A 23,783-nucleotide genomic window follows, 5' to 3' on the forward strand; every position below is an offset into this window, starting at 1 on the left:
GACCAAGGCCCGGGGCCGCTTCATGGAGTGGGCCCCGGGCCGATCGCTCGTGAGAGTATGAACGCATGAGCGATCCGAACGACACTCAGGCAACGGGCGGGCTTCCCGTTGACGGCGATTCCGAGGACACCCCCATGGAGGGGACGCCCGTGGACAACGGAGGGCCCGCCGTCGACGGTTTACTTGGTGGCGCGCGTGCGCCCGGCAACCAGCCTGGGCAGGGCGGCAAGCCCCGCGGCAGCAACCTGCATGACCTTGTGGACGAACCGGCCAAGGTGATGCGGATTGGCACCATGATCCGGCAGCTCCTTGAAGAGGTGAAGTCCGCCCCGCTGGATGACGCTGCCCGCGGGCGGCTCGCCGAAATCCATGAGCGTTCCATCAAGGAGCTCGAGGACGGCCTGGCGCCGGAGCTGGTGGCGGAGCTGGAGCGCATCAGCCTGCCCTTCACCGAGGACGGAGCGCCCTCCGATGCCGAGCTCCGGATCGCCCAGGCGCAGTTGGTGGGCTGGCTAGAGGGCCTCTTCCACGGCATCCAGACGGCCCTCGCCGCCCAGCACGCAGCCCGCGAACATGCGGCCGCCCAACTGCAGATGCGCCAGCTTCCCCCGGGTACGGTCATCGCCCCCGGCGTCATCATCGGCGAGAACGGAGAACCACAGCGTGCCCCTGCCGGGCAGCACCAGCAGCCCCAGGGCAAACCCGGCCAGCGCGAAGACCCGGACCATGGTCCGGGCCAGTACCTCTAAGGCCGCGGTTGGGCTTTTTCAGCGCCGCCCGGCAGGGGCGGAAGGATGACGCGGAACTCGGCCGGGGCCTGTGGCGCCGCGCCCACGACCGCTTCCAGCGCGGCCTGGACCGGTTCCACCAGGTCCTGGAGGGGGTTGAGGACGACCAGCTCTACGACGAACTGGTGGAAATAGCCAACAGCTTGGCGGCCCTGCTGGTCCGGGTCCGGGCCATCTGCATGGAGGCTCAGCGGCGTTCACCCAGTGACGGGCTGGACATTCCGGACTCGCTTTCCGCCGTCCACCGTGCCCTGTCCAAAGCCGGAAATTCGTTGGCCACCACGGCGGAAGCCGCCGCGATGCTCCGCCTCGCCGTCGGTCCGGTTCCGGTCGGAGCTGCTTCCGTACGGAGGCGCGCCGAGGCGGTCTTCCAGCAGATTGGCGAAGCCGAGGCGGCCCTCGGTGCGTCCGGCACCCCGCCGGGGGAGGCCTCGGAAATTCCGGGTTAAGCGCCTGGCTTAGTTGCCCTTGTTCGACTGCTTCCTGCGGACCAGGTTTGGCAGGATGAGTCCATGACACTTTCACCGACTCTGACTTTCAACGACGGAAACACCATCCCCCAGCTCGGCTATGGCGTGTGGCAGGTTGAGGACGACGTAGCGGAGAAGGTGGTCCGCCTGGCGTTCGAAGCCGGCTACCGCCACATCGACACCGCAAAAATCTACGGCAACGAGGCAGGCGTGGGCCGTGCGATCGCTTCCTCCGGGCTGTCCCCGGAGGAACTGTTCATCACCACCAAGCTGTGGAACTCGGATCAGGGCTATGAATCCACGCTGGCTGCCTTCGAGGATTCGATGGACCGGCTGGGCCTGGAAACCCTGGACCTGTACCTCATCCACTGGATGCAGCCGAAGCAGGACAAATACGTGGACACGTGGAAGGCCCTGATCGAGCTGCAGAAGCGCGGCCGGGTCCGCTCCATCGGCGTCTCCAACTTCACGGCAGAGGGCTTGCAGCGGCTGATCGACGAGACCGGCGTTGTCCCGGCCATCCACCAGATCGAGCTGCACCCGTATTTCGGCCAGCGTGAGTTGCGCGAGTTCGGTGCGGCCAAGGGTATCCTGACCCAGGCCTGGTCGCCGCTGGGACAGGGTGGGGAACTGCTGGAGGACCCCACCGTGGCGGACATCGCCGCCAAGCACCAGGCCACTCCAGCGCAGGTAGTCATCGCGTGGCACCTGGCCATCGGCAACGTGGTGATCCCCAAGTCCGTGACGGAATCACGGATCCGGGAAAACTTCGCCGCCCTGGACGTCACCCTGGACGCCGGCGACATTGAAGCGATCAACAAGCTCGACCGCACGCCTGCGGGTGAGGGCAGGATCGGGCCCGACCCGGCAGTCTCCGACTTCGCCTAGGTGCTGTGACCCATTAGGTGCTGTGATCCAGGCGGCGGCGACCTAAGCGGCGACGCGGGCCTGTTCCGCCGGAACGGCGTCGATCACGGCCCAGCCGTCCTGGTCGCGGCAGTTCCGGCTGGCGAAGCACTCGGCCTCGGCCAGGGTGTCAAAAACCTCGGAGCGGGCACGGCCGCAGTCAGCGTCGAAGTACGTGACGTGAAATTCCTGTACGGGTTGGTTCTCCATAAATCCAGTGTGCAACCGGGGTCTGACATTCTGAGGAATCAGCTCCGCGTGTTGCCGAACCGGAGCACCCGCTCCTGCGCCAGCATGGCGGTACGCGCGGCTTTATCAGCCGCGCGTACCGCCTGTTTTGCTTCTGCGGAGGTATTGCCCAGAGCACGGCGCAACCGCTCCAACTCCTCGTCGGCAGCCTTGAGCCGGTTCCGGAGGGCCGAGGTCTCTTCCTGAAGCGCCGCCACGCGGTTCCGGGTTTCCTCGGCGTTGGCTTGAAGTTCGGCCGCACGGGCAGCGGCCTCCTCCTCCGCAGCCTGGGCTTCTGCCAGCGCGATCCGGGCTTTCTCGAGGGCGCTGGGGGACGGTGGCCGCGGGGCCTGCCGGACCGCCTCCAGCCGCGGCTTAGTGGGCAAGGGCGGCTTTGCGGGATCGCCGCGGGTTGCGGCCCCGCGCCCTGCGGCCCCATGCTTTCTGGCTGGCCCCCCGGAGGCGGGTGCCGGCGTCGGGCGTTCCTTCATCCGTGTCCTGGCAGGCACACCTTTGGCAGGCACTCCTTTGGCAGGAACACCTTTGACAGGCACAGGGGGCAGGTCCGGCTCCGGCAGGACCGACGGAACCGCGACGGACCCAGCGATGTCTACGGCATTGACGCCGTCGGCGGTCAGTGTCTTGAGCAGCCTGCCGCTCCGGACCGCGACGGCAGCGCCCGGGTCGGCGGTCAACGCGCGGAGGGTCTCTTCGACGTCGCCGGCCATGGTCCCGCTAATGCTCCGGCCGTGTTCTTCGGCCACTTTTCGTGCCGTATCCGCGGCGGCGGAAAGCATCGTCCTGCGCTCACGGGCCAATTCACGGAGGCTGGCCGCATCCAGGGCCGACTGGGCTGCTTGCATCCGGTGTCCCACGTCCGCCAGTTCCTCCACCACGCCCGGCTCGTGACGCGCCAGCATGTTCACTGCCCAGGCGGCCACCGACGGCTTGGGCAGCGCGCGGACGGCCGCGGCAAGGTCTTTATCCCATCCGGCTGCCTCCTTTGCGGCAGCGGCGCGGGCGGCAATGAAATCGTCCAGCGGGAGGGCATAGAGCCCCTCCGCGATCTCCGCCAGCGCCTGGTCATCCATGGACGCCATCATAGGCACAGGGGTCTGGCGGACTCCGTGGCCGCCATGCGCGACGGGAAGCTGACGCCTGCGGTCCCGGCCAGGGTTTAGCGGTTCGGTTTCGACGCGGATCCCTGTTTTCGACGCGCATGTGCGCCTGCGCGGCTTTAATATGAGGTGCGCCGGCGCACATCCGCAGCGGGAACAACTTTGCGCGTCGAAAACGCCAGTGCCGGCCCCAGCCAAACGGCCCTTAACCAGCGAAAGACCCCCTGGAACCAAAGTTCGAGGGGGTCTTGCCCGAGCTTCCTATCAGAATCGAACTGATGACCTTTTCATTACGAGTGAAACGCTCTACCGACTGAGCTAAGGAAGCACCGCGTGAATTTCCCGGTGGAACCGGGCCGTTCATGCAAGAGTCAACTGTAATAGAGTCCCCGCACCGGGGTCAAAACGGACCCGGTCCTGCCAGGCAAGGCTCAGCAGACCGTGTTGTCAGCCGGCGCCTTCCCGCTCACCAGGTAGGCGTCCACCGGGTCCTCGATGCAGGTGTTGGACCGGCCATAGGCGGTGTGGCCCTCACCTTCCCAGGTCATGAGCACCGCGTTCCCCAGCTGCTTGCGCAGGGAGGCCGCCCACTCCACCGGGGTGGCGGGGTCGCCGGTGGTGCCAATCACGACGATTGGGGTGTCGCCCGTGTACTCCACCGGCGCCGGCGTCCGGACGTTCTCATACGGCCAGTCGGCGCAGTTGGTGCCCCCGTAGGCGAAGAAGTAGCCCAGTGTGGGGGATTCCTGCATGAGGCGCCGCTGCTCGGCGCGCATTGCCCCGGTGTCGGCTTCCATTCGGTGGTCGAGACAATTGATGGCGTTGAAGGCGAAGGTGGAGTTGGAGGTGTAGGAGCCGTTGGAGGACCGGTCGGCACCGATGTCGGCCAGACGGAGCATCAGGCTGACGTCGCCGTTCAACGCCGCCTCAATGGCCTGGGTCAGTGCAGGCCAGCTCTCGTCGTTGTAGAGCGGCGTTATCAATCCGCTGACGAACATCGTGGCGTTGACCAGCCGGCCGTCCTTGGCCTTTTGCGGGTTCTGCTGGATGCCGTTGATCAAGTCGCGGATCAGCTGGACGCCCGCATTCACGTCCCCATCCAGCGGGCAACCATCCTGCTGCTGGCAGTCGGCCACATAGGATCTGATGGCCTTTTCGAATGCCTTGGCCTGGCTGAGGGTGATTTCTTCGTAGCTGATGGAGGGGTCCAGGGCGCCGTCCAGCACCATACGGCCCACCTGGTCCGGGAAGAGCGAGGCATACGTGGAGCCCAGGAACGTCCCATAGGAGTAGCCCAGGTAGTTGAGTTTGGCGTCGTTCACCACGGCACGCAGGATGTCCAGGTCCCGGGCCGAGCTCTCGGTGTCGATGTGCGCCAGCGACGGGCCCGTCTGCTCCTTGCACTGCGACGCGATGGCCTTGTTGTCCGCCAGTGCAGCGGCGAGTCCTGCGTCCGTGTCGAGGTCGTAGATCTTCGCCCGGGCGGCGTCACGTTCGGCGTCCGTCATGCACGTAACCGGCGCTGACCGCTTGACGCCGCGAGGGTCGAAGCCCACCAGGTCGTACGCGTCCCGGACCGGCTGGGAAAAGTGCGTGAGCGCGGCGTCCTTGACGAAGTCGTATCCCGAGGCGCCCGGCCCGCCCGGGTTGATCAGGAGGCTCCCCTTTTTCTTGCCCGTGCTGGGAGCCCGGAGGGCGGCAATCTCGATGGTCTCGCCGTCGGGGTTGCCGTAATCCATGGGAACGGTCACTGTGGTGCACTGGAAGTCTTCCTCACAGGGCTCCCACACCACCTCCTGGGAGTAGAACTCCTCCAGGCCTTCGGGGGCGCCCGCCACGATCGACGGGTCGGCCTTGGCAGTGGCCGGTTCCCCCCGCTCCTCTCCGCCGCCCAGCAAGCTGCACGATGCCAGAACCATGGTCAGGGCCAAGGCCCCAGCAGCGCGCAGGCCGCGACCCATGGAGGCATGGCCGGTGGCGCCGCCGGCCGGGAATCGGTGCCGGGCGGCGGATGGACGGGCAGTCATCGGGTCTCCTTGGAAGGTCAGATCAGGCTGGCTGCCATGGACTCTATGGTCAACAGCGGTGCAACGTTGGTGGTGGTGATGCGTTCGCGGGCTTTGTTGATGGCGTCCATCCGGGCGAGCGTGGTTTCCGGTGTGGAGCGGCCGGCGAACTCTTCCAGTTCACTCCTGAGTTCAACGTTCACCAGTTCCACGGCGTTCCCCAGCTGGATGATCAGCACGTCGCGGTAAAAGGACAACAAATCAGTCAGGGTCCGGTCCAGGGAGTCTGTGATGGACCGCTTGGCCCGCCGCTTCTGGTCCTCTTCCAGCTGTTTCACCTGGCTGCGCATGGCAGGGGGCAGGGTGCCCGTTTCCGGTGCTCCCAGGGTGGCCAGGAGCGCTGCCTTCTCCGCTGCGTCCCGTTCTTCGTTGGAGCTGGTAGCCTCCGCAGTGGCGATCTTGACCAGTTTCTCGGCCATCATCACCGCGGCGGTGACCCCGCGCAGTCCCAGCGGAAACCGGACGGTCTCCAGGCGCCGCGCCCGGGCATCGGGATCGCGCGCCAGGCGCCGGGCAATTCCCACATGGCTCTGTGCCGCACGCGCCGCGCGTTCAGCCAGGGCCGGTTCCACGCCGTCGCGCTTTACCAGCAGGGCGGCAACGTCCGACGCCGGCGGCAGGCGGAGTGCCACACTGCGGCACCGCGAGCGGATGGTTACCAGAACGTCTGCGGGCGACGGCGCACACAGCATCCATACGGTCCGCGGCGTAGGTTCCTCGATCGCCTTGAGCAGCACGTTGGTGGTCCGCTCCGCCATCCGGTCGGCGTCCTCCACCACGATGATCCGCCAGCGGCCGGAGGAGGGCCGGTTGCCGGCGGTGGCCACGAGTTCACGGGCCTCGTCGATGGTGATGGTGACCTTTTCGGTGCGGACGAAGGTCACGTCAGAGTGCGTCTCGCCAAGGATCGTCAGGCAGGCGGCGCAGGTGCCGCAACCGCGCCGGGTGACGTCCTCCCGGTCGCAGTTCAGCGCCGCTGCAAACGCCTTCGCGGCGTTCGAGCGCCCTGAACCGGGCGGCCCGGTAAACAGCCAGGCGTGCGTCAGCCCGTCACCGCTGGAGGCCTGTCGCAGTTGCTCGACGACGGCCGGCTGGCCCTGAAGGTCATCCCAGACGGTCATGTGCCACCTCTGGAGTCCGGGCCGAGGAGGGAGTCCACCCTCGCCAGGATGCGCCCGGCGAGCTCGTCGACGGGAAGGTGGGCAGGAAGCACCAGATAGGCCTCCGGGCGCTCCTTGGCAAGCTTCAGGAACGCCGCGCGGATCTCTGCGTGGAAGCCGTCGGCCTCGGACTCCATCCGGTCCTCGGCCGCGTCTCCGGCGGTCCGGCGGCTGCGGCCTACGCCGGGTTCCACGTCCAGCAGTACTGTCAGCTGCGGTGCCAGGCCGGAGGTTGCCCACTCGTTCAGGGTACGGACGGCCTCGGACCCGAGCCCGCGGCCGGCCCCTTGGTAGGCAACGGAGGAGTCGATGTAACGGTCCGTGAGCACGATCCTGCCGCGCTCCAGGGCGGGCCGGATAACCTGTTCGGCGTGCGCTGCCCGTGAGGCCGCGAAGATCAGGGCCTCGGTCCGGGCGTCGATGTGGCCGTGTCCGTGGTCCAGCACCAGGGAGCGGAGCTTCTCGCCGATGGGGGTGCCGCCCGGCTCACGGGTCCGGAGCACGGAAAGGCCACGGGATTCCAGGGTTTCAGCCAGCCGGGCCGCCTGCGTGGACTTGCCTGCGCCGTCGCCGCCTTCAAATGCGATGAAGAGTCCGGCCCTTGATGTGCTCACTTCTTAAGCCTACCGATCCGCACCGACTTTCCGGGACGGGCTGTGGGTAAGGCGGGAGCTGTCATCGCTTTCCGGCCTGTCGGGCATGGACAGTACCCTGTCAGCATGAGTCTTTCCGAACAGCATGCCGCCGGCCTCTCCGCCGAGACGGTGGTGGTTGCCGCGGGCCGCCCCGCCCGGGAACGGGACCAGCCGGTAAACCCGCCGATCGTCCTGTCCTCCACATACTTCGGCACAGGGCCCCTGGGCGACGGCGACCGCGGCTACGGGCGCTACTCGAACCCCACCTGGGACCCGTTCGAGGAGGCGCTCGGACAGCTCGAGGGTTCCGAACTGCCCGCGCTCCTTTACGCGTCCGGGCTGGCGGCTGTCAGTTCTGCCCTCTCCCTGGTCCCGGCCGGGGGAGTGCTGGTCATGCCCACGCACAGCTACGCCGGGTCCCTGGTCATGGCCACGGAGCTGGCGCAGAAGGGTGCCCTGGAACTGCGTACCGTGGACATCACGGACACCACGGCTGTTAGGGAGGCGCTGGCGCCTGCGGGTCCGGACGCGCAGGCAGCGTCCATGCTCTGGCTCGAAAGCCCCACCAACCCGATGTTGGGGATCGCCGACATCCCGGCACTCACCGAAGCTGCCCACGCCGCCGGCGCCATCGTGGTCACGGACAACACCTTTTCCACCCCTTTGGTGCAGCAGCCGCTCAAGCTGGGATCCGACGTCGTCCTCCACTCGGTGACGAAATACCTTGCCGGCCATTCCGACGTCGTCCTTGGCGCCCTGGTGACGTCCAACCCGGACATCCGCTCGGCATTGCTGCACCACCGCACCATCCACGGCGCCATCGCTGGCCCCTTCGAAGCGTGGCTGGCACTCCGCGGCCTGCGGACCTTGGCCCTGCGGGTGGAGCGTTCCCAGGCGTCCGCCATGATCCTCGCTGAGCGGCTGAGCGGCGAGGCGCGGGTCGGGTCCGTGCGTTTCCCGGGGCTTCCCGGAGACCCGGGCCACGAACGCGCCAAGGCACAGATGACCGGCTTCGGGTCCATCGTGTGCATCGAACTCGCTTCGAGCTCCGGGCAAAACGGCGCCGAAGCCGCGGACCAGCTGGTCCGGGCGACTGAACTCTGGCTGCCGGCCACATCGCTGGGCGGAGTGGAATCGCTCATCGAACGCCGGCGCCGGCACACCGCGGAGCCGGAGAGCGTCCCGGAGAACCTGGTCCGGCTGAGTGTCGGCGTCGAGAACGTCGAGGACCTGTGGGCGGACTTGAAGCAGGCGCTGGACCGGCTGGACGGCTAGGCTTGTTCCGTGGACGTTGATCTGATGATTGGGTTTGTTGAACGGACGATTTTCCTGATCCTGGCCGTAGTCGCGGTCGGGCTGGAGCTGTGGGCGCTGGTGGACTGTGCCCGGCACCGGGCCAACGCATTCGAGGCCACCGGCAAGCGCACCAAGGGTTTCTGGCTGGCACTGACCGGTGGCTCCGCCCTGATCGGCGTCATCTCCCTTCTCAGCAGCGGAGGGGGCATCTTCGGCACGCTGGGCCTGTTTGGCCTCGCCGCCGTCGTCGCTGCGTCCGTATACCTCGCAGATGTCCGTCCTGCAGTCAAGGACGCAGGCCGCGGCGGCAGCCGGAACATGGGCCCGTACGGGCCCTGGTGATCCCCACCGGCACCCTAGGCTCGCAAGCTCGCCCAGGGAACCCTGCCGGCGTGGGCCCAACCGGCCCTTAGGCTAGCAAGCTCGCCCAAGGAACCCTGCCGGCGTGGGCCCAACCGGCACCCTAGGCCGGCGGCGCTACGGCTTCCCAGCCGACGGTCAGTTCGCCAAGCCGCCAGCGCGCTGGCCCGTCCTGCACAGGCCAGCCGGCGGCGCGCAACGCGAGGCACATTCCCTGCCATCGCTGCCGGTTTCCGAAGGCGCCCAGCGGCGCGCACTCCAGCCACGCCCGGTCCATGGCCTGGAGGAACGCGTGGACCGGTTCGCCCGGAACGTTCCGATGGATGAGTGCTTTGGGCAGCCGCTCCGCGACCTCCGAGGGTAAGGCGAAACTTCCGAACCGGACGGACAAGCTGAGCGAGAGCGGGCGCTCGGAATCCAGCGCCACCCATGCCACGCGGCGGCCGATCTCATCGCACGTTCCATCGATGAACAGCCCCTCCGGAGCGAGGCGTCCCTGCACCAGCCGCCAGATTCCGGCGACATCCGCCTCCTCGTACTGCCGCAGCACGTTGAAGGCGCGCACCAGGACCGGCCGGCCGGCAACGGGAAGTTCGAAACCGCCCACCCGGAAGCTCAGGCCGGGGCGTTCCAGCGGCAGGGCGGCGCGGACCCGCTCGGGCTCGATTTCGATGCCGAAGACACGCACATCCGGACGCACGGCGGCCAGGCGGGTATGAAGTTCGACGGCAGTGGCCGGCGTCGCGCCGTAGCCCAGGTCCACCACCAGCGGGTCAGCCGCGGCGCGGAGGCGCCAGGCCTGCGGTCCGGTAACCCAACGGTCCACCCGCCGCATCCGGTTGGGGTTGGTGGTGCCGCGGGTAATGTTCCCCACCGGCCGGCCATGGCCGCCCTGCACCCGCTCAGCCTTTTGCACCACCGTGCCACCTTATCGCGGCGGCGCCAGCTGAGGCCGCGTAACGCCCGGCAGCGCCCGCAACTGCTCGGCTAGGATGAAAATCATGACTTACAAGCTGATTTTGCTGCGCCACGGCCACAGCGAATGGAACGCCAAGAACCTGTTCACCGGCTGGGTGGATGTCGACCTGAACGACCAGGGCCGCGAGGAAGCAGCACGCGGCGGTGAGCTGCTGGTGGAGAACAACGTTCTGCCGGATGTCCTGTACACCTCCCTGCTCAAGCGCGCCATCAACACGGCCAACATCGCCCTGGACAAGGCCGACCGCGGCTGGATTCCGGTCAAGCGCGACTGGCGCCTCAACGAACGCCACTACGGCGCCCTGCAGGGCAAGGACAAGGCCCAGACGCTCGCCGAATACGGGGAAGAGCAGTTCATGGAGTGGCGCCGCTCCTACGACACTCCGCCGCCGCCCCTGGATGACAGCTCCGAGTTCTCCCAGGCCAACGACCCCCGGTACGCCGGCCTGGGCGACGACCTGCCCCGCACTGAATGCCTCAAGGATGTACTGGTCCGGCTGCTGCCGTACTGGGAGTCGGACATCAAGGAAGACCTGAAGGCCGGCAAGACCGTCCTGGTCACCGCCCACGGCAACTCCCTCCGCGCCCTGGTCAAGCACCTGGACGGCATCAGCGACGAAGCCATCGCCGGCCTGAACATCCCCACCGGCATCCCGCTGGTGTACGACCTGGACGAGAACTTCAAGCCGGTCAACCCCGGTGGAACCTACCTCGACCCCGAGGCGGCAGCAGCCTCCATCCAGGCCGTGGCAAACCAGGGCAAGAAGTAACCCAGGCCCGGCAGGAACTGGATTTAACGGCGTACGACGACGGGCTGGTCACCCAGGTGACCAGCCCGTCGTCGTACGTTGCTCAGGGGGAGCCGTGGCTTAGCTGTGTTCGGTACCGGTCGGCTGCCATGCTCCGGTAACCAGGTATGTCACCTTTTGCGCGACGGAGACGCCGTGGTCCGCGAAGCGTTCGAAGTACCGGCTGGCAAGGGCCACGTCCACGGTGGTCGCGGGCGATTCGTTCCACTCCGGGGCTGCGATGGCCTTGAAGACGCTCAGGTGCAGGTCGTTGATGGCGGTGTTGGCCTTGAGGATATCCCGCGCCACCTCGAGGTCGCGGGTCTCCAGCAGCACGGTCAGCTTGTCGGCGATCTCCTGGTCCAGTTCAGCCATGCGGTTGAACGTCTCCGTCATGGATGCGGGGATCACCGTGGAGGGGTAGCGAAGGCGGGCCAGCTGGGCGATGTGCCGGGCAAGGTCACCCATGCGCTCAAGGGAGGCGCTCATGCGCAGCGACCCAACGATCATCCGCAGGTCGCTGGCCACAGGCCCCTGCAGCGCAAGGATGTCGATGGCTCGCTCGTCCAGGCTGTTCTGCAGGAAGTCGATCCGCGCGTCGGCAGCGATGACGTCCTGGGCCAGATCCACATCCGCTACCTGGAACGAGGTGGTTGCCTTCTCCATCGCTTCGCTGACCAGGCGGGAGATTTCCACCAGCTGGTCACCGACCTGGGTGAGCTCTTCCTGAAAAACCTTACGCACGTGGGCGTCCTTTCTTCGGAACTCCCACCGGCCGCGTCCACGGCGGCAGGAATCGTATCGCCGTTAGGCACTCCAACTCGTTACCCTGCCAGTATGGGGTAAACGGTTAAGTCCTTGCAGATGAACGTTAGTTGAACCGTCGGTCCGGGCGGGCCTGACTCGCCGGTAAGGCAAATTTCAGCGCATAAGGTGGACCTGTGGATCCTATGCTAATCGGCCTGCTGGCCGGCCTCGTTGGCCTGGCGCTTGGCACCTTCGGCGTGCTGGCCTACCGGGTCAGCGAAAAACAGCGCCAAATCCTCGACGTCGGCTCCGACGAGGTCTCGCTGCCTGCCGGCGCCGCCGAGGTGCTGGCCGTCGTCGGCCGCGCTTTCGTAGTCGTTGATGCCGTGGACGGCGTGGTCCGCGCCAGCCCGGCAGCGTACGCGTACGGCCTGGTCCGCGGGCACACCGTCGTGCACAAGGAACTGCTGGACATGACGGCGGGAGTCCGCCGGGACGGCGTGATCCTGGAAAAGCAGCTCGAACTGCCCCGCGGTCCGCTGGGGCAGGGAACCATCATCGTCCAGGTCCGGGCCGCGGTGCTGGGGGAGGAATACATCCTGCTCCTGGCCGACGACCGGACCGAAATCACCCGCACCGAAGAAATCCGCAACGACTTCGTGGCCAACGTGTCCCACGAACTCAAGACCCCGGTTGGTGCCATTTCCCTCCTGGCCGAAGCCCTGGAATCGTCCGCCGATGATGAACTGGCCGTTCGGCGCTTCGCCAAGCGCATGCACAAGGAATCCGGCCGGCTGGCCGCGCTGGTCCAGGACATCATCGAACTGTCCCGGCTACAGGGCGCCAGCGTCACCCAGCAGGGCGGCCCGGTGGATGTGAACGCCGTGATTGCGGAGGCCGTGGACCGTTCCCAGCTGCCGGCGGAGAGCAAGAACATCAGCATCGTGGTGGGCGGCCGGGCCGAAGGAACGGTGTTCGGAGACCAGGACCTGTTGGTCACCGCCCTGCGCAACCTCATCGACAACGCAATCCGCTACTCGCCGCCCAACACCCGGGTCGGAATCGGCGTCCGGACCAAGGACGGGCTGGTGTCCATTTCAGTCACCGACCAGGGGGAGGGCCTCAGCGCCGAGGACCAGGAACGCGTCTTTGAGCGCTTCTACCGGGTGGATTCGGCCCGGTCGCGGCATACGGGCGGCACCGGACTGGGCTTGAGCATCGTCAAGCACGTGGCCTCCAACCACGGCGGCGAAGTGACCCTCTGGTCCCAGCCGGGTCACGGCTCCACGTTCACCCTGCGCCTGCCGGAAATGGAAGGGCAGGAAACGGCCGAGCTCCTGCCGCCGGCACCGGAAGCCGTCTACGGCCCGCCCGAGCTGGCCAATGCCGAGTCCCCCGAGAAACGAGTACCCAGCGCCCCCGGCGCGAAAAAACGAGGAGCTAGCGCTTGAGCAGGATCTTGATTGTCGAGGACGAGGAGTCGTTCAGCGATCCCTTGTCCTATTTGCTGGGCAAAGAGGGGTTCGAAGTGGAGGTGGTGGACAACGGCCTGGAAGCCATCACCGAGTTTGACCGGAACGGCGCCGACCTGGTGCTCCTCGACCTGCAGCTGCCCGGCCTGTCCGGAACCGAGGTGTGCCGCCAGCTCCGGCAGCGTTCATCCGTTCCGGTGATCATGCTGACCGCCAAAGACTCGGAAATCGACAAGGTGGTGGGCCTGGAGCTTGGAGCCGACGACTACGTCACCAAGCCGTATTCCTCCCGGGAACTCGTCGCGAGGGTACGGGCGGTCCTGCGCCGGCAGGGCGAACCCGAAGAACTGGTCTCCGCCACGGTCCAGGCTGGGCCGGTGCGGATGGACGTCGAGCGGCACGTTGTCAGCGTGGACGGCGAACAGGTGCTTCTGCCGTTGAAGGAGTTCGAGCTGCTGGAAATGCTGCTGCGCAATTCCGGCCGGGTCCTGACGCGCGGGCAGCTGATCGACCGGGTGTGGGGCTCGGACTACGTAGGGGACACCAAGACCCTTGATGTCCACGTGAAGCGCCTCCGCGGCAAGATCGAACCGGACCCGTCAGCGCCACGGTACCTGGTGACCGTGCGCGGGCTGGGCTATAAATTCGAGCCGTAGGAACAGCAGGGCATAAGGAAAGGGAGGGGCCGGCGGCCCCTCCCTTTCCTTGTCTGCGCCTCAGCAATTGTGTTTAGTGGCCCGTGGAAGCGCTCTCGGACGGCGAAGCGGTGGGTTCAGCTGACTCGGCCGGTTCGCTGCCGGCAGGCAGGTACTCCTTGTACTCGTTCAGGGTGGCGTCCAGCACCGGCACCTTGACGGTGTTGCTCACGTTGGTGCCGTCTTCGCTGACTTCCATGTCCACCAGGGACCCCGGCTTCCCGCCGGTGGTGTCCAGGACGACTTCGTCGGTGGTGTCGTTCAGCAGCGTGTAGGAGTTGGCCTTGACGGGAACTTCGGCCTCGGAACCCTCGGCGCCGCTGATCTTCAGCGTGACATCCTTGGACGAATTGTTGTACACGGCGCCGATCAGCCGGCCCGGCTGGTCCTCGCCCGCGGAGACGACCAGGATGTTCCGCAGTTTCAGCGGGCCCAGGTCAGTGCGGATACCGTCCGAGGAGGAGTACTGGTGGGTGGTCTGCTGGGGCGTGATGTAGCTGCAGCCTGCAGTCAGCAGGCCCATGCCGATGGCGGCAGCCGTCAATGCCAGTTTGCCGCGCTGGGCCCGGTTCGTCGCAGTGAAACGCACGTCACGTACTCCTTGTGAGGGGTTGGAACATTAATCACGCATAGCCTATCGGCAAACCCGTAGAATCAAGGATTCGGGACCGTCACATCCTCCTTGGCAGCACCCGCCGCATGCACTATTATCCGCGTTCGTCAAGGGGGTTGAGGGTGCGGATTGTGCCCAATTTCCGCGTATTTTCGCGGTTCCAGGGCCCTCGCCAGGCCGGGCATATGCCTTAATCGTGATAAACTGGTCTGCGGGAAAGGGGAAATGTCCACATGGTATTTGAGGTCGGCGAGACAGTAGTTTACCCTCACCACGGTGCTGCGAAGATTGAGGAAATCAAGATGCGCACCATCAAGGGCGAAGAGAAAATGTATCTCAAGCTCAAGGTGGCTCAGGGTGATCTGACCATTGAAGTTCCAGCAGAAAACGTTGACCTTGTTGGGGTTCGGGACGTAGTGGGCAAGGAAGGTTTGGAGCACGTATTCGACGTCCTCCGCGCCGAGTTCACCGAAGAGCCCACCAACTGGTCGCGCCGGTACAAGGCAAATCTGGAGAAGCTTGCTTCCGGTGACGTCATCAAGGTGGCTGAGGTTGTCCGCGACCTGTGGCGCCGTGATCACGACCGGGGCCTTTCCGCAGGCGAGAAGCGAATGCTGGCCAAGGCACGGCAGATTCTGATTTCAGAACTGGCGCTGGCCGAGAAGACCGACGAGGAGAAGGCTGCAAGCGTTCTCGACGAGGTCCTGGCTTCCTAAGAATCGAACCCCGGCGGCACGCGGTGCCGCCGGGGCTTCTTTTTGCCCAATTCCGTCCGGTCCGGCCTGCGCGCCTACCGGCGACGTAGGCTTGTGCCCATGACTGAAACACCCAGCCGCTTGGTCACAGCGGTGATTCTCGTGGCCGCAGGTTCCGGACAACGGCTCGGCTACGGCATGCCCAAGGCCTCTGTGCCCCTGGGCGGGGAGCCCATCCTGATGCATGCCCTGCGCGGCATTGTTTCGTCCGGTACGGCCAGCCAGGTCTGCGTTGTGCTTCCAGCCGGGGATGACGCGCTGCGGAAGCTTTGCGCGGATTTCCAGGAGGAACTGGCCGACGGCGGCCCGCTACTGAGCGTTGTCGACGGCGGCGCCACCAGGGCTGATTCCGTCCGGGCCGGCTTCGAGGCCCTGATGGACGGAATCGAAGCTGTCCTGGTCCACGACGCGGCGCGGGCGTTGACCCCGGAGGCCGTCTTCCACCGTGTGGCCGACGCTCTGGCTGCCGGCGCCGAAGCCGTGATTCCGGCCGTCGCAGTAGTGGATACGGTCAAGACCGTGGCGCCCACACAGGGGCCGGACGCTGCGGTAGCACCCGAATTGGTCACCGGCACCGCCCCCCGCGAAGAGCTGCGCGCCGTCCAGACCCCACAGGGCTTCCGGGTGGAAACCCTCCGTCACGCACACCGTGCGGCCCGGGACCTGGAACCGGAGCAGGCGGCGGCGGTCACGGACGACGCGATGCTCGTGGAGATGACCGGTACTCCGGTACACGCAGTCCGGGGCTCCATCCAGTCCCTCAAGATCACCACTCCTCTGGACCTGATCTTCGCCGAAGGCCTGCTGGAAGGTCCCCTCGGCGCGCGTTGGGTGGAGGGATAGCCGTGGTGTTGCCGCGCACCGGAATCGGCGTCGACGTCCATGCCTTCGCCCCGGACGAAGCCCCCCGCCCGTTGTGGCTTGCGGGGCTGCAGTGGGAAGGGGAACGGGGTCTGGCCGGGCACTCGGACGGGGATGCCGTCGCGCACGCGGCGGCCGACGCCCTCTTTTCCGCCGCCGGGATAGGAGACCTGGGCACGCACTTCGGCACGGACCGGCCCGAGTTCGCGGGCGCGTCCGGTACCACCCTCCTGGCAGAGGCGGCGCGGATTGTCCGGGCCGCCGGATTCGAGATCGGCAACGTCTCCGTGCAGCTGGTGGCCAACCGGCCCAAGTTCGGTCCCCGCCGGGAAGAAGCCCGCCGGGTGCTCAGCGAAGCCGCGGGAGCGGACGTCAGCGTGACAGCGACCACCAGCGACGGCCTGGGCTTCACCGGCAGGGGAGAGGGCATTTCCGCCGTCGCCACGGCTCTCGTCTATCCGGCAGCCGCCGCAGGTCCCACGGAGCCGTAGGCCACCGGGGGTTCCCATGGCCCCATCGGCTAATCTGGAGCGGTGACCCTGCGCTTCTATGACACTGCCTCCGCCGAAGTCCGGAACTTCGTCCCCCTCGTTCCCGGCAAGGCCAGCCTCTACTACTGCGGGGCCACGGTGCAGGGAATGCCGCACGTGGGCCATATCCGCTCCGCCATTGCCTTCGACCAGCTCACCCGCTGGCTGCAGTACCACGGCCTGCGCGTCACCGTGGTACGGAACGTCACCGACATTGACGACAAGATCCTGGCAAAGTCGGCCGAATCCTTCAGCCCGGCTTTCGAGGCGGGCCCGGACACTGTCCGGGAGGAGGAATGGTGGGCGCTGGCGTACCGCTACGAGCAGGAATTCCTCAAGGCCTACGACACGCTGGGTGTCTCCCGGCCCACCTACGAGCCGCGCGCCACCGGCCACATCCCGGAAATGCACGCCCTGATCGGGCAGCTGATCGACCGGGGCCACGCCTACCCGGCGACGGACGGGTCCGGGGACGTTTACTTCGACGTCCGCTCCTGGGCCAAGTACGGGTCGCTGACGCGCCAGAACATCGACGACATGCAGGCGGCCCCGGACGCCGATCCCCGGGGCAAGAAGGACCCGCGGGACTTCGCGCTCTGGAAGGGCCACAAGGAGGGGGAACCGACGACGGCGGGCTGGGATTCCCCGTGGGGCACCGGGCGGCCGGGCTGGCACCTGGAGTGCTCCGCCATGGTCACCAAATATCTCGGCACCGAATTCGACATCCATGGGGGCGGGCTGGACTTGCGGTTCCCGCACCACGAGAACGAGATGGCCCAGTCCCAGGCAGCCGGACACCCGTTCGCCAGCTTCTGGATGCACAACGGCATGGTGACCTACCAGGGCGAGAAGATGTCAAAGTCCATCGGCAACACCATCAGCCCCGCAGAAATGCTGGAACTGGCGCCGCCCCGGGTGGTCCGTTACTACCTCGGCCAGGCGCATTACCGCTCCGTGCTGGACTACCGGCCCACATCGCTGCAGGAGGCCGCGGCCGCCGTCGAACGCATCGACGGTTTCATCAACCGCGCCGTCCGAGCCCTGCCGCCCGGCGCGGAGCCCGGCGCCGCCCAGGTTCCCTTACCGTTTGAACGCGCCATGGACGACGACCTTAACGTCCCCCAGGCCCTTGCCGTACTCCATGACACTGTGCGGTCCGGCAATACTGCCCTGACCGAGGGCCGGTTGGAGGACGCCGGCGCGGCGCTCCACCAGGTGCGGGCCATGACCCGCGTGCTCGGCCTGGACGCTGCCGCAACAGGCCCCTCGGGCGGCGGCCCCGAAGCTGCCGCACTGGATGTCCTGGTGGAAGCCCAGCTGACCGCCCGCGCCCAGGCGCGCGCCGCCAAGGACTGGTCTGCCTCGGATGCCATCCGCGACACACTGAACCAGGCCGGCGTCGTGGTTGAGGACGGTCCGGACGGCGCCACGTGGAGCCTGAAGCGGGACTGAGGCGCGTTTTCCTGCCCGCAAGTCCACGCGATCCGGCGATTTCACATGGTTGCGTAGACTTGTAGGCAGACTCAGTCATCACAATCAAGGGTGGAACACATGGCCAACAATGGTCGCCGATCGGTTAAAGCGAAGAAGGGCCCAACCATCGGAACCGGTGGTCATGGCCGCAAGGCCCTGGAGGGCAAAGGCCCCACGCCCAAGGCGGAGGACCGCCCCTACCACAAGGCGCACAAGGCCAAGCAGCTGGCCGAGCGCTCGGCAGCCAAGCGCGGCACCGGTGCACGCAGCGCCGGCGCCTCGAAGTCCGGCCCCAAGGGCCGCGCCACGGAGGAAATGGTCACGGGCCGCAACTCGGTCGTGGAGGCGCTGCGCGCCGGCATCCCGGCGAAAGCCCTCCACGTGGCCATCCGGATCGAAATGGATGACCGGGTCAAGGAATCCCTGAAGCTCGCGGCCGAACGCGGCATCCCGCTCTTGGAAACGGGCAAGCCGGAGCTGGACCGGATGACCGAAGACGCCGTCCACCAGGGACTGGTCCTGCAGATTCCGCCGTACGACTATCAGGACGCCTACGAGCTCGCCGAGGACACGGTGGAGAAATGGAAGAAGGGGCACATCGCCAACGCCCCGCTCTTCGTGGCCCTCGACGGCATCACCGACCCGCGGAACCTCGGCGCCATCATCCGCTCAGTGTCCGCTTTCAGCGGCCACGGCGTGATCGTTCCGGAGCGCCGCTCCGTGGGCGTGACCGCTTCGGCCTGGAAGACAAGCGCCGGCGCCGCAGTCCGCGTGCCCGTGGCCCGCGCTTCCAACCTCAACAACGCCCTGAAGCAGTTCAAGGGCATGGGCATCTACGTCCTGGGCCTGGACGGTGACGGTGACGTCTCGCTGCCCGACCTCACACTGGCCGCCGAGCCGGTATGCATCGTGGTGGGGTCCGAGGGCAAGGGCCTCAGCCGGCTGGTGCGGGAGAACTGCGACCAGATCGTCTCGATCCCCATCGATTCCGCCATGGAGTCGCTGAACGCATCGATGGCGGTGGGCATCTCGCTGTACGAGGTGTCCCGCCAGCGCGCCACCACTTAGCAGGCCCCATGGTCATGCCGCTCTTCGACACCGCCTCCACCATCGACTCCTCCACGGCGTCGCCCCTCGGGGTGACGGTGCCGCGCGGGGATTCGGGCGGGACCCGGCACCACGCGGGCGGCAGGGCGAACGTCGCCTGCTATGCACCGGGGCTCGACAGCCTGGAGATCGTCTACATCGCTCCGGGCGGGGACTGGAGGGTCCAGGCGCTGCCCAACGTTACGCACGGCGTCCACCACGGGATCGTGGAAGACCTGCCGTACGGTTCCCGCTACGGGTTCCGGAAGGCCGCGGCGCAGGAGTCGCTGCCGGTTGCGGTACCCACCCGCGATGTTGACGACGACGGCGGGCAGCCGCTGCTGCTGGACCCGTACGGCCGCGCTGTGGACCAGCGGGACGGCTTCCTGACCAGCGTGCGGATGGCGGGCGATTTCGACTGGGGCGGCGACGACCGGCTGCGGATCAAGTGGCGAGACACGATCATCTACGAGGCGCATGTCCGCGGCCAAAGCATGCTGCACCCGGACGTTCCGGAGGAATTCCGCGGCACGTACGCCGGCATGGCGCACCCCGCCGTCGTGGAGCACCTGAAAGCGCTGGGCATCACGTCGGTGCAGCTGCTTCCAGTGCATTTCCACCTGGATGAGCCTCACCTGCAGGACCTGGGCCTGACCAACTACTGGGGCTACAACACGGCCGCCTTCTTCGCCCCGCACCCGGCATACGCCACCCAGGCTGCCCAGGACGCCGGGCCGCAGGCCGTGCAGGACGAGTTCAAGGGCATGGTCAAGCTGCTGCACGCAGCCGGCATCGAAGTGATCCTGGACGTGGTCTACAACCACACCGCCGAGGGCGGCCCGGACGGGACCATGCTCAGCTTCCGTGGCCTGGGTGAGGACACGTACTACCGCACCGATGGCCACGGCCGGTACGTGGATACCACCGGCTGCGGCAACAGCCTGAACTTCGGCGAGCCCCGGGTGGTCCAGATGGTGCTGGACTCGCTGCGCTACTGGGTGGACGAGTTCCACATAGACGGTTTCCGCTTCGACCTGGCCGTCACCCTTTGCCGCAACGCCGCGAACGACTTTGATCCGCGGCACCCCTTCCTGGTGGCCATCGCCGCCGATCCGGTACTCTCCGACGTCAAGCTGATCGCCGAGCCGTGGGACGTGGGCCACGGCGGCTGGCAGACCGGCCGGTTCCCCGGCGGCTGGGTCGACTGGAACGACCACTTCAGGGATTCGGTGCGTTCCTTCTGGCTCTCGGACCGCGCCGCCCTGGAGTCCGGCGGTCAGGGCGGGTCCATCGCCCGGCTGGCAGATTCATTGTCCGGTTCCGCTGCGCTGTTCCAGCATTCGGGCCGCTCCCGGCTGGCCTCCGTCAATTTCATCACGGCGCACGACGGCTTCACCCTGAACGACCTCGTGTCCTTCGACCGCAAGCACAACGAGGCCAACGGCGAGCAGAACCGCGACGGCCACGGGGATAACCGCAGCTACAATCACGGTGTGGAAGGCCCTACCGAGGTGGGCGAGATCCTGGCCCGGCGCGCCCAGTCCCGCCGAAACCTGATGGCCACCCTGCTGATCTCCCTGGGCGTGCCCATGATCACTGCCGGGGACGAGCTGGCCCGAACCCAGCACGGGAACAACAACGCCTACTGCCAAGACAATCCGATCGCCTGGCTGGACTGGACCCGGACCCCGGAGTCCCACGAAATGCTGCGCAGCACCAAGCGCTATATCCGGCTGCGGAAGGAATTCCTGGCCGCCCAGCCGCACGACTTCCCGGTCCGCGACGAGCAGTCCTACCTTCACTGGTTCGGCCAGGACGGGAAGCCCATGTCCATGGAGCGCTGGAACGACCCCACCAACCGCGTAGTGCAGCTCCTGGTGGGATCGGACGAAGGAGGCCTCGCCGGCCTCGTTGTGGTCAATGGCGGCACCGAGGACGTCCAGTTCGCGCTTCCGGCGATTCCCGGAGACGCTGCATCCCGGCGGATGTTCGAACTGCGGCTTACCACCTCCCCACTGCACGAGCTGCGGCAGGGGAGCAGGGTTGCCTCAGGCGAACGGGACCTGCTTGAGGCGTTCGCCGTCAACATCTACCGCACATAGCCCCGGGGACCCATGCGCAACCGTTCCATCGTTCCCGTGCTGCTCGCCGCCGTCGTGGTTTTGTTCCTCGCCCTGGGCGGCACCGGACTCCCGGGCTTCCTGGGAAGCGCTATGGAAAGTCCGACGGCGGCAGCCCCTGCAGGCGCGCAGGCACCGGCCGGCGTCGCCAATCCTGCAGGGCTGCCGGAGATCCGCGAGGCCGCGCTGCCCCTGGAGGGCCGGGAGGTCCTGGCGCAGATCCGGCAGGGCGGGCCGTACCGCTACAGCCAGGACGGTGGAACGTTCGGCAACTTCGAGCGCATTCTCCCGCGCCGGGAACCGGGCTACTACCGTGAATACACGGTGCGGACGCCCGGCGAAACGGACCGCGGCGCGCGGCGCATCGTGGCCGGCGAGGACGGCGACAAGTACTACACCGACGATCATTACGAGTCATTCAGATTCATAGCGGAAGGCAGCTGAACCACAGCAATGAAGATCTACTCCGGCGACACCTGGACCCTTGAAGAGCTGCAGGACCAGGCTGCGGACGCCGGCCGCCGCAGCCTGGTGGTACCGGCAGCGGACAGCAAGAAAGCGGTGCTGGAAACGTTCGGCGAGGTCCTTGACTTCCCCGAGCACTACGGCGTCAACCTCGACGCGCTGAACGACTCCCTCCACGACTTCGCCGACGCCCTCACGGAGAATGGCGGCGCACCCGTCACAGTGCTGTGGCTTGTGGCGGCGCCGTTCCGCGCCGACCGTTCCTTCGGCGTGCTCTGCGAGGTCCTGCAGGACGCGGAAAGCTACGCCGGCAAGGACCTCGCAGTCACCGCTGTCATGCTCTGACAGCATGCCCTGACAACAACCGGAATCCCTAGGGGCCTTCCTCGTGCCCGGCGTAGGTGCCCAGCAGATTGAGCGCCCGGCCGCTGTTTGCCTCCTCGGCGAGCGCCTCGCGCATGCTTTTCGCCTTCGTGCGGCCTGCAGGAAAAGGCGGCAGGAGGGGAACTTCGGGGTCGGTCAGCACTTCGATCACCACCGGGCGGTCCGCCGCGAATGCCCGCTCCCAAGCATCACCGAGCAGCTCAGGATCCTCCACCCGGATGCCCGAGAGCCCCAGGAGCCCGGCGTAGTCGGCAAACGGAAAATCGGGGAGCTCCTGGCTGGCGCCGAACCGCGGCTCGCCCTCGGACTCCCGCTGCTCCCAGGTAACTTCCGCCAGCTCACGGTTGTTGAAGACGCACACAATGAACCGGGGGTCCTGCCACTGCCGCCAGCGATGGGCCACCGTCACCAGCTCAGCAATCCCCAACATCTGCATGGCTCCGTCCCCGGACAGCGCCACCAGCGGCCGGTCGGGGCGGGCAAGCTTGGCGGCAATGCCGTAGGGGATGGAGCAGCCCATGCTGGCCAGCGTCCCCGAAAGGTGCGCAGGCACCCCTGGCGGAAGGACCAGTTGGCGGGCGTACCAGTAAACGCAACTGCCGACGTCGACGCTCACCTGGGCGTTGGCGGGAAGCCGGCCGTTGAGTTCGCGCACCACCCGTTCCGGGTTAACGGGCACGGCCGGCACTGCTGCGCGCTCCCCGGCCAGTGCCCGCCACCGCAGGACTTCCTGCTCGACGTCGGCCCGCCATTGCCCGCCTGGCCGCGGGTTGAGCCGGGAAGCAAGGGCCTGAAGGGAACGTGCGGCGTCTCCTGCCAGTCCCACTTCCACGGGGTAGCGGTTGCCGATCTTCCGTTCGTCGATATCGATCTGGACGGCTCGGGCGGCCCCTGGCGGGGGATAGAACTCGGTCCAGGGGTCATTGGAACCGATGATCAGCAGCGCATCGCAGTTGCCCAGCAAATGGGCGCTGGCGGTTGTGCCCAGGTGTCCCATGGTCCCCACGGCGAACGGCAGGGACTCATCCACATACGGCTTCCCCAGAAGGCTGGTGGCAATGCCCGCCCCCAACTGCTCCGCCACGGCCACCACTTCCGCGCCGGCGTGCCTCGCGCCCTGGCCCACGAGGAGCGCCACCCGCTGCGCACTGTTAAGGATGGCGGCAGCGGCGTCCAGGTCTTCCCCGTGGGGTGTCTTGGCGGACGTGCTCCACGTCGGTGCGGTGACCACCACGCCGTGTTCGTGTCCCAGCTCCGGTGCCGGCGCCGACTGGATGTCGTGCGGCAGGATCACTACACACGGCGAGGAGGTTGCCTTGGCCGTGCGGAAGGCGCGGTCCAGCACCATGGGAAGCTGTTCGGGCGCGTTAACCTGCTGTACGAACTGGGCTGCCACGTCCTTGAACAGGACGGTCAGCTCAATTTCCTGCATGTAGGCGGAGCCCAGGACCGTCCGGCTCTGCTGTCCCACGATGGCCACCACCGGAACGCCGTCGAGCTTGGCGTCGTAGAGACCGTTGAGGAGGTGGACGGCGCCCGGGCCTTGCGTCGAAGTGACCACACCGACCCCGCCGGTGTACTTGGCATGGCCGACAGCCATGAAAGCCGCCGTCTCTTCGTGCCGTGCCTGCACGAAGTCAATGCGTCCCTCTGCCCGACGGAGGGCTCCCATGAACCCGTTGATTCCATCCCCGCTGTACCCGAACACACGATTGACACCCCACGTTGTGAGCCGGTCCACGATCAGGTCTGCCACGGTTCGGTCGTTCACGGGATCCTCCTGCAGCGG

The 23,783-nt window shown here is 67.0% G+C and carries 25 protein-coding genes and 1 tRNA gene; 16 read left to right on the forward strand and 10 right to left on the reverse strand.

What is annotated here, in order from left to right; translation table 11 throughout:
- Window positions 1–65 precede the first annotated feature (65 nt).
- From ACIQC0_RS05645 to ACIQC0_RS05655, 3 genes are all read left to right on the forward strand, one after another.
- Window positions 66–749 carry a bacterial proteasome activator family protein gene (locus ACIQC0_RS05645; RefSeq protein ID WP_400533225.1) on the forward strand — a complete coding sequence of 228 codons (684 nt, stop codon included), beginning with the start codon at window positions 66–68 and terminating at the stop codon, window positions 747–749.
- Window positions 750–757: 8 nt separating this feature from the next.
- Window positions 758–1,237, forward strand: a complete 480-nt coding sequence (locus tag ACIQC0_RS05650) for a hypothetical protein (RefSeq protein ID WP_377216720.1) — start codon at window positions 758–760, stop codon at window positions 1,235–1,237.
- Window positions 1,238–1,300: 63 nt separating this feature from the next.
- Entirely contained in the window at window positions 1,301–2,146 is an 846-nt protein-coding gene (locus tag ACIQC0_RS05655) for an aldo/keto reductase (protein ID WP_377216721.1), read from the forward strand.
- Window positions 2,147–2,188: 42 nt separating this feature from the next.
- Here the strand turns inward: ACIQC0_RS05655 and ACIQC0_RS05660 are convergent, their stop codons facing one another.
- The 6 genes from ACIQC0_RS05660 to tmk all read right to left on the reverse strand — a co-directional run bounded on the left by ACIQC0_RS05660 (window position 2,189) and on the right by tmk (window position 7,350).
- The gene (locus tag ACIQC0_RS05660) at window positions 2,189–2,374 is read right to left on the reverse strand and encodes a hypothetical protein (protein WP_400533228.1); all 186 of its coding nucleotides are present in this window, start codon (window positions 2,372–2,374) and stop codon (window positions 2,189–2,191) included.
- A 38-nt stretch (window positions 2,375–2,412) separates the two neighbouring features.
- Entirely contained in the window at window positions 2,413–3,483 is a 1,071-nt protein-coding gene (locus ACIQC0_RS05665) for a hypothetical protein (RefSeq protein ID WP_400533230.1), read from the reverse strand.
- A gap of 282 nt (window positions 3,484–3,765) precedes the next feature.
- Window positions 3,766–3,838 (reverse strand) — tRNA-Thr (locus ACIQC0_RS05670).
- A 103-nt stretch (window positions 3,839–3,941) separates the two neighbouring features.
- Window positions 3,942–5,537: an alpha/beta hydrolase gene (locus ACIQC0_RS05675; RefSeq protein WP_400533232.1), complete on the reverse strand. Its 1,596-nt coding sequence runs from the start codon at window positions 5,535–5,537 to the stop codon at window positions 3,942–3,944.
- Between the two features lie 17 nt (window positions 5,538–5,554).
- On the reverse strand, window positions 5,555–6,697 hold the full coding sequence (locus tag ACIQC0_RS05680; protein ID WP_400533234.1) for a DNA polymerase III subunit delta': 1,143 nt from the start codon (window positions 6,695–6,697) through the stop codon (window positions 5,555–5,557).
- Entirely contained in the window at window positions 6,694–7,350 is a 657-nt protein-coding gene (gene tmk / locus ACIQC0_RS05685; protein WP_400533236.1) for a dTMP kinase, read from the reverse strand. The genes ACIQC0_RS05680 and tmk overlap by 4 nt, the downstream gene beginning before the upstream one ends.
- A 105-nt stretch (window positions 7,351–7,455) precedes the next feature.
- Between tmk and ACIQC0_RS05690 the strand changes: the two genes are divergently transcribed.
- Window positions 7,456–8,646 carry a trans-sulfuration enzyme family protein gene (locus ACIQC0_RS05690; protein ID WP_400533238.1) on the forward strand — a complete coding sequence of 397 codons (1,191 nt, stop codon included), beginning with the start codon at window positions 7,456–7,458 and terminating at the stop codon, window positions 8,644–8,646.
- 24 nt (window positions 8,647–8,670) lie between these two features.
- Complete coding sequence (locus tag ACIQC0_RS05695; protein ID WP_377216749.1) at window positions 8,671–9,009, forward strand: DUF2516 family protein; 339 nt, start codon at window positions 8,671–8,673, stop codon at window positions 9,007–9,009.
- Between the two features lie 121 nt (window positions 9,010–9,130).
- Here the strand turns inward: ACIQC0_RS05695 and ACIQC0_RS05700 are convergent, their stop codons facing one another.
- Window positions 9,131–9,946 carry a class I SAM-dependent methyltransferase gene (locus ACIQC0_RS05700; protein WP_400533240.1) on the reverse strand — a complete coding sequence of 272 codons (816 nt, stop codon included), beginning with the start codon at window positions 9,944–9,946 and terminating at the stop codon, window positions 9,131–9,133.
- Between the two features lie 82 nt (window positions 9,947–10,028).
- On the opposite strand from ACIQC0_RS05700, the gene ACIQC0_RS05705 reads away from it, so the two are divergent.
- Window positions 10,029–10,775 (forward strand): phosphoglyceromutase, encoded by a 747-nt coding sequence (locus ACIQC0_RS05705; RefSeq protein WP_400533242.1) that lies wholly within the window; start codon window positions 10,029–10,031, stop codon window positions 10,773–10,775.
- A 99-nt stretch (window positions 10,776–10,874) separates the two neighbouring features.
- Here ACIQC0_RS05705 and phoU read toward each other — a convergent pair whose 3' ends face one another.
- Entirely contained in the window at window positions 10,875–11,537 is a 663-nt protein-coding gene (gene phoU, locus ACIQC0_RS05710) for a phosphate signaling complex protein PhoU (RefSeq protein ID WP_377216730.1), read from the reverse strand.
- A 206-nt stretch (window positions 11,538–11,743) separates the two neighbouring features.
- On the opposite strand from phoU, the gene ACIQC0_RS05715 reads away from it, so the two are divergent.
- Both ACIQC0_RS05715 and ACIQC0_RS05720 read left to right on the forward strand, forming a co-directional pair.
- Window positions 11,744–12,991, forward strand: a complete 1,248-nt coding sequence (locus ACIQC0_RS05715; RefSeq protein ID WP_400533297.1) for a sensor histidine kinase — start codon at window positions 11,744–11,746, stop codon at window positions 12,989–12,991.
- Entirely contained in the window at window positions 12,988–13,668 is a 681-nt protein-coding gene (locus tag ACIQC0_RS05720) for a response regulator (RefSeq protein WP_377216731.1), read from the forward strand. The genes ACIQC0_RS05715 and ACIQC0_RS05720 overlap by 4 nt, the downstream gene beginning before the upstream one ends.
- 73 nt (window positions 13,669–13,741) lie before the next feature.
- Here the strand turns inward: ACIQC0_RS05720 and ACIQC0_RS05725 are convergent, their stop codons facing one another.
- Window positions 13,742–14,296, reverse strand: coding sequence for a hypothetical protein (locus ACIQC0_RS05725; RefSeq protein ID WP_400533244.1), 555 nt, complete (start codon window positions 14,294–14,296; stop codon window positions 13,742–13,744).
- A gap of 257 nt (window positions 14,297–14,553) precedes the next feature.
- Here ACIQC0_RS05725 and ACIQC0_RS05730 point away from each other — a divergent pair, with 257 nt between their 5' ends.
- The 8 genes from ACIQC0_RS05730 (at window position 14,554) to ACIQC0_RS05765 (ending at window position 21,955) form a co-directional block, all read left to right on the forward strand.
- Window positions 14,554–15,036 carry a CarD family transcriptional regulator gene (locus tag ACIQC0_RS05730; RefSeq protein WP_011690592.1) on the forward strand — a complete coding sequence of 161 codons (483 nt, stop codon included), beginning with the start codon at window positions 14,554–14,556 and terminating at the stop codon, window positions 15,034–15,036.
- A gap of 99 nt (window positions 15,037–15,135) precedes the next feature.
- On the forward strand, window positions 15,136–15,918 hold the full coding sequence (ispD, locus tag ACIQC0_RS05735; protein ID WP_400533246.1) for a 2-C-methyl-D-erythritol 4-phosphate cytidylyltransferase: 783 nt from the start codon (window positions 15,136–15,138) through the stop codon (window positions 15,916–15,918).
- A 2-nt stretch (window positions 15,919–15,920) separates the two neighbouring features.
- A complete protein-coding gene (gene ispF, locus ACIQC0_RS05740; RefSeq protein ID WP_377216734.1) occupies window positions 15,921–16,427 on the forward strand; it encodes a 2-C-methyl-D-erythritol 2,4-cyclodiphosphate synthase in 507 nt (168 codons plus the stop codon).
- Window positions 16,428–16,469: 42 nt separating this feature from the next.
- On the forward strand, window positions 16,470–17,918 hold the full coding sequence (cysS, locus tag ACIQC0_RS05745; RefSeq protein ID WP_400533248.1) for a cysteine--tRNA ligase: 1,449 nt from the start codon (window positions 16,470–16,472) through the stop codon (window positions 17,916–17,918).
- Between the two features lie 99 nt (window positions 17,919–18,017).
- Window positions 18,018–19,007, forward strand: coding sequence for a 23S rRNA (guanosine(2251)-2'-O)-methyltransferase RlmB (gene rlmB, locus ACIQC0_RS05750; RefSeq protein WP_400533250.1), 990 nt, complete (start codon window positions 18,018–18,020; stop codon window positions 19,005–19,007).
- 8 nt (window positions 19,008–19,015) lie between these two features.
- Window positions 19,016–21,127, forward strand: coding sequence for a glycogen debranching protein GlgX (gene glgX / locus ACIQC0_RS05755; RefSeq protein ID WP_400533252.1), 2,112 nt, complete (start codon window positions 19,016–19,018; stop codon window positions 21,125–21,127).
- A gap of 12 nt (window positions 21,128–21,139) precedes the next feature.
- Entirely contained in the window at window positions 21,140–21,589 is a 450-nt protein-coding gene (locus ACIQC0_RS05760; protein ID WP_377216738.1) for a ribonuclease domain-containing protein, read from the forward strand.
- A 9-nt stretch (window positions 21,590–21,598) separates the two neighbouring features.
- The gene (locus tag ACIQC0_RS05765; RefSeq protein WP_377216739.1) at window positions 21,599–21,955 is read left to right on the forward strand and encodes a barstar family protein; all 357 of its coding nucleotides are present in this window, start codon (window positions 21,599–21,601) and stop codon (window positions 21,953–21,955) included.
- Between the two features lie 28 nt (window positions 21,956–21,983).
- On the opposite strand, the gene ACIQC0_RS05770 is transcribed toward ACIQC0_RS05765, so the two are convergent.
- Complete coding sequence (locus ACIQC0_RS05770) at window positions 21,984–23,765, reverse strand: thiamine pyrophosphate-requiring protein (protein ID WP_400533254.1); 1,782 nt, start codon at window positions 23,763–23,765, stop codon at window positions 21,984–21,986.
- Window positions 23,766–23,783 lie beyond the last annotated feature (18 nt).

The organism is Pseudarthrobacter sp. NPDC092419, from assembly GCF_044755045.1.
GTDB lineage: Bacteria > Actinomycetota > Actinomycetes > Actinomycetales > Micrococcaceae > Arthrobacter.

What these genes read in the sequence shown, in the direction of transcription:
- ACIQC0_RS05680 (WP_400533234.1), bottom strand. Translation starts at nt 6,697, where the DNA reads ATGACCGTCTGGGATGACCTTCAGGGCCAGCCGGCCGTCGTCGAGCAA.
- ACIQC0_RS05655 (WP_377216721.1), top strand. Translation starts at nt 1,301, where the DNA reads ATGACACTTTCACCGACTCTGACTTTCAACGACGGAAACACCATCCCC.
- ACIQC0_RS05645 (WP_400533225.1), top strand. Translation starts at nt 66, where the DNA reads ATGAGCGATCCGAACGACACTCAGGCAACGGGCGGGCTTCCCGTTGAC.
- ACIQC0_RS05660 (WP_400533228.1), bottom strand. Translation starts at nt 2,374, where the DNA reads ATGGAGAACCAACCCGTACAGGAATTTCACGTCACGTACTTCGACGCT.
- ACIQC0_RS05715 (WP_400533297.1), top strand. Translation starts at nt 11,744, where the DNA reads ATGCTAATCGGCCTGCTGGCCGGCCTCGTTGGCCTGGCGCTTGGCACC.
- ACIQC0_RS05730 (WP_011690592.1), top strand. Translation starts at nt 14,554, where the DNA reads ATGGTATTTGAGGTCGGCGAGACAGTAGTTTACCCTCACCACGGTGCT.
- ispD (WP_400533246.1), top strand. Translation starts at nt 15,136, where the DNA reads ATGACTGAAACACCCAGCCGCTTGGTCACAGCGGTGATTCTCGTGGCC.
- rlmB (WP_400533250.1), top strand. Translation starts at nt 18,018, where the DNA reads ATGGCCAACAATGGTCGCCGATCGGTTAAAGCGAAGAAGGGCCCAACC.
- ACIQC0_RS05695 (WP_377216749.1), top strand. Translation starts at nt 8,671, where the DNA reads ATGATTGGGTTTGTTGAACGGACGATTTTCCTGATCCTGGCCGTAGTC.
- ACIQC0_RS05765 (WP_377216739.1), top strand. Translation starts at nt 21,599, where the DNA reads ATGAAGATCTACTCCGGCGACACCTGGACCCTTGAAGAGCTGCAGGAC.
- ACIQC0_RS05705 (WP_400533242.1), top strand. Translation starts at nt 10,029, where the DNA reads ATGACTTACAAGCTGATTTTGCTGCGCCACGGCCACAGCGAATGGAAC.
- ACIQC0_RS05665 (WP_400533230.1), bottom strand. Translation starts at nt 3,483, where the DNA reads ATGGATGACCAGGCGCTGGCGGAGATCGCGGAGGGGCTCTATGCCCTC.
- ACIQC0_RS05675 (WP_400533232.1), bottom strand. Translation starts at nt 5,537, where the DNA reads ATGACTGCCCGTCCATCCGCCGCCCGGCACCGATTCCCGGCCGGCGGC.
- ACIQC0_RS05690 (WP_400533238.1), top strand. Translation starts at nt 7,456, where the DNA reads ATGAGTCTTTCCGAACAGCATGCCGCCGGCCTCTCCGCCGAGACGGTG.
- ACIQC0_RS05760 (WP_377216738.1), top strand. Translation starts at nt 21,140, where the DNA reads ATGCGCAACCGTTCCATCGTTCCCGTGCTGCTCGCCGCCGTCGTGGTT.
- glgX (WP_400533252.1), top strand. Translation starts at nt 19,016, where the DNA reads ATGGTCATGCCGCTCTTCGACACCGCCTCCACCATCGACTCCTCCACG.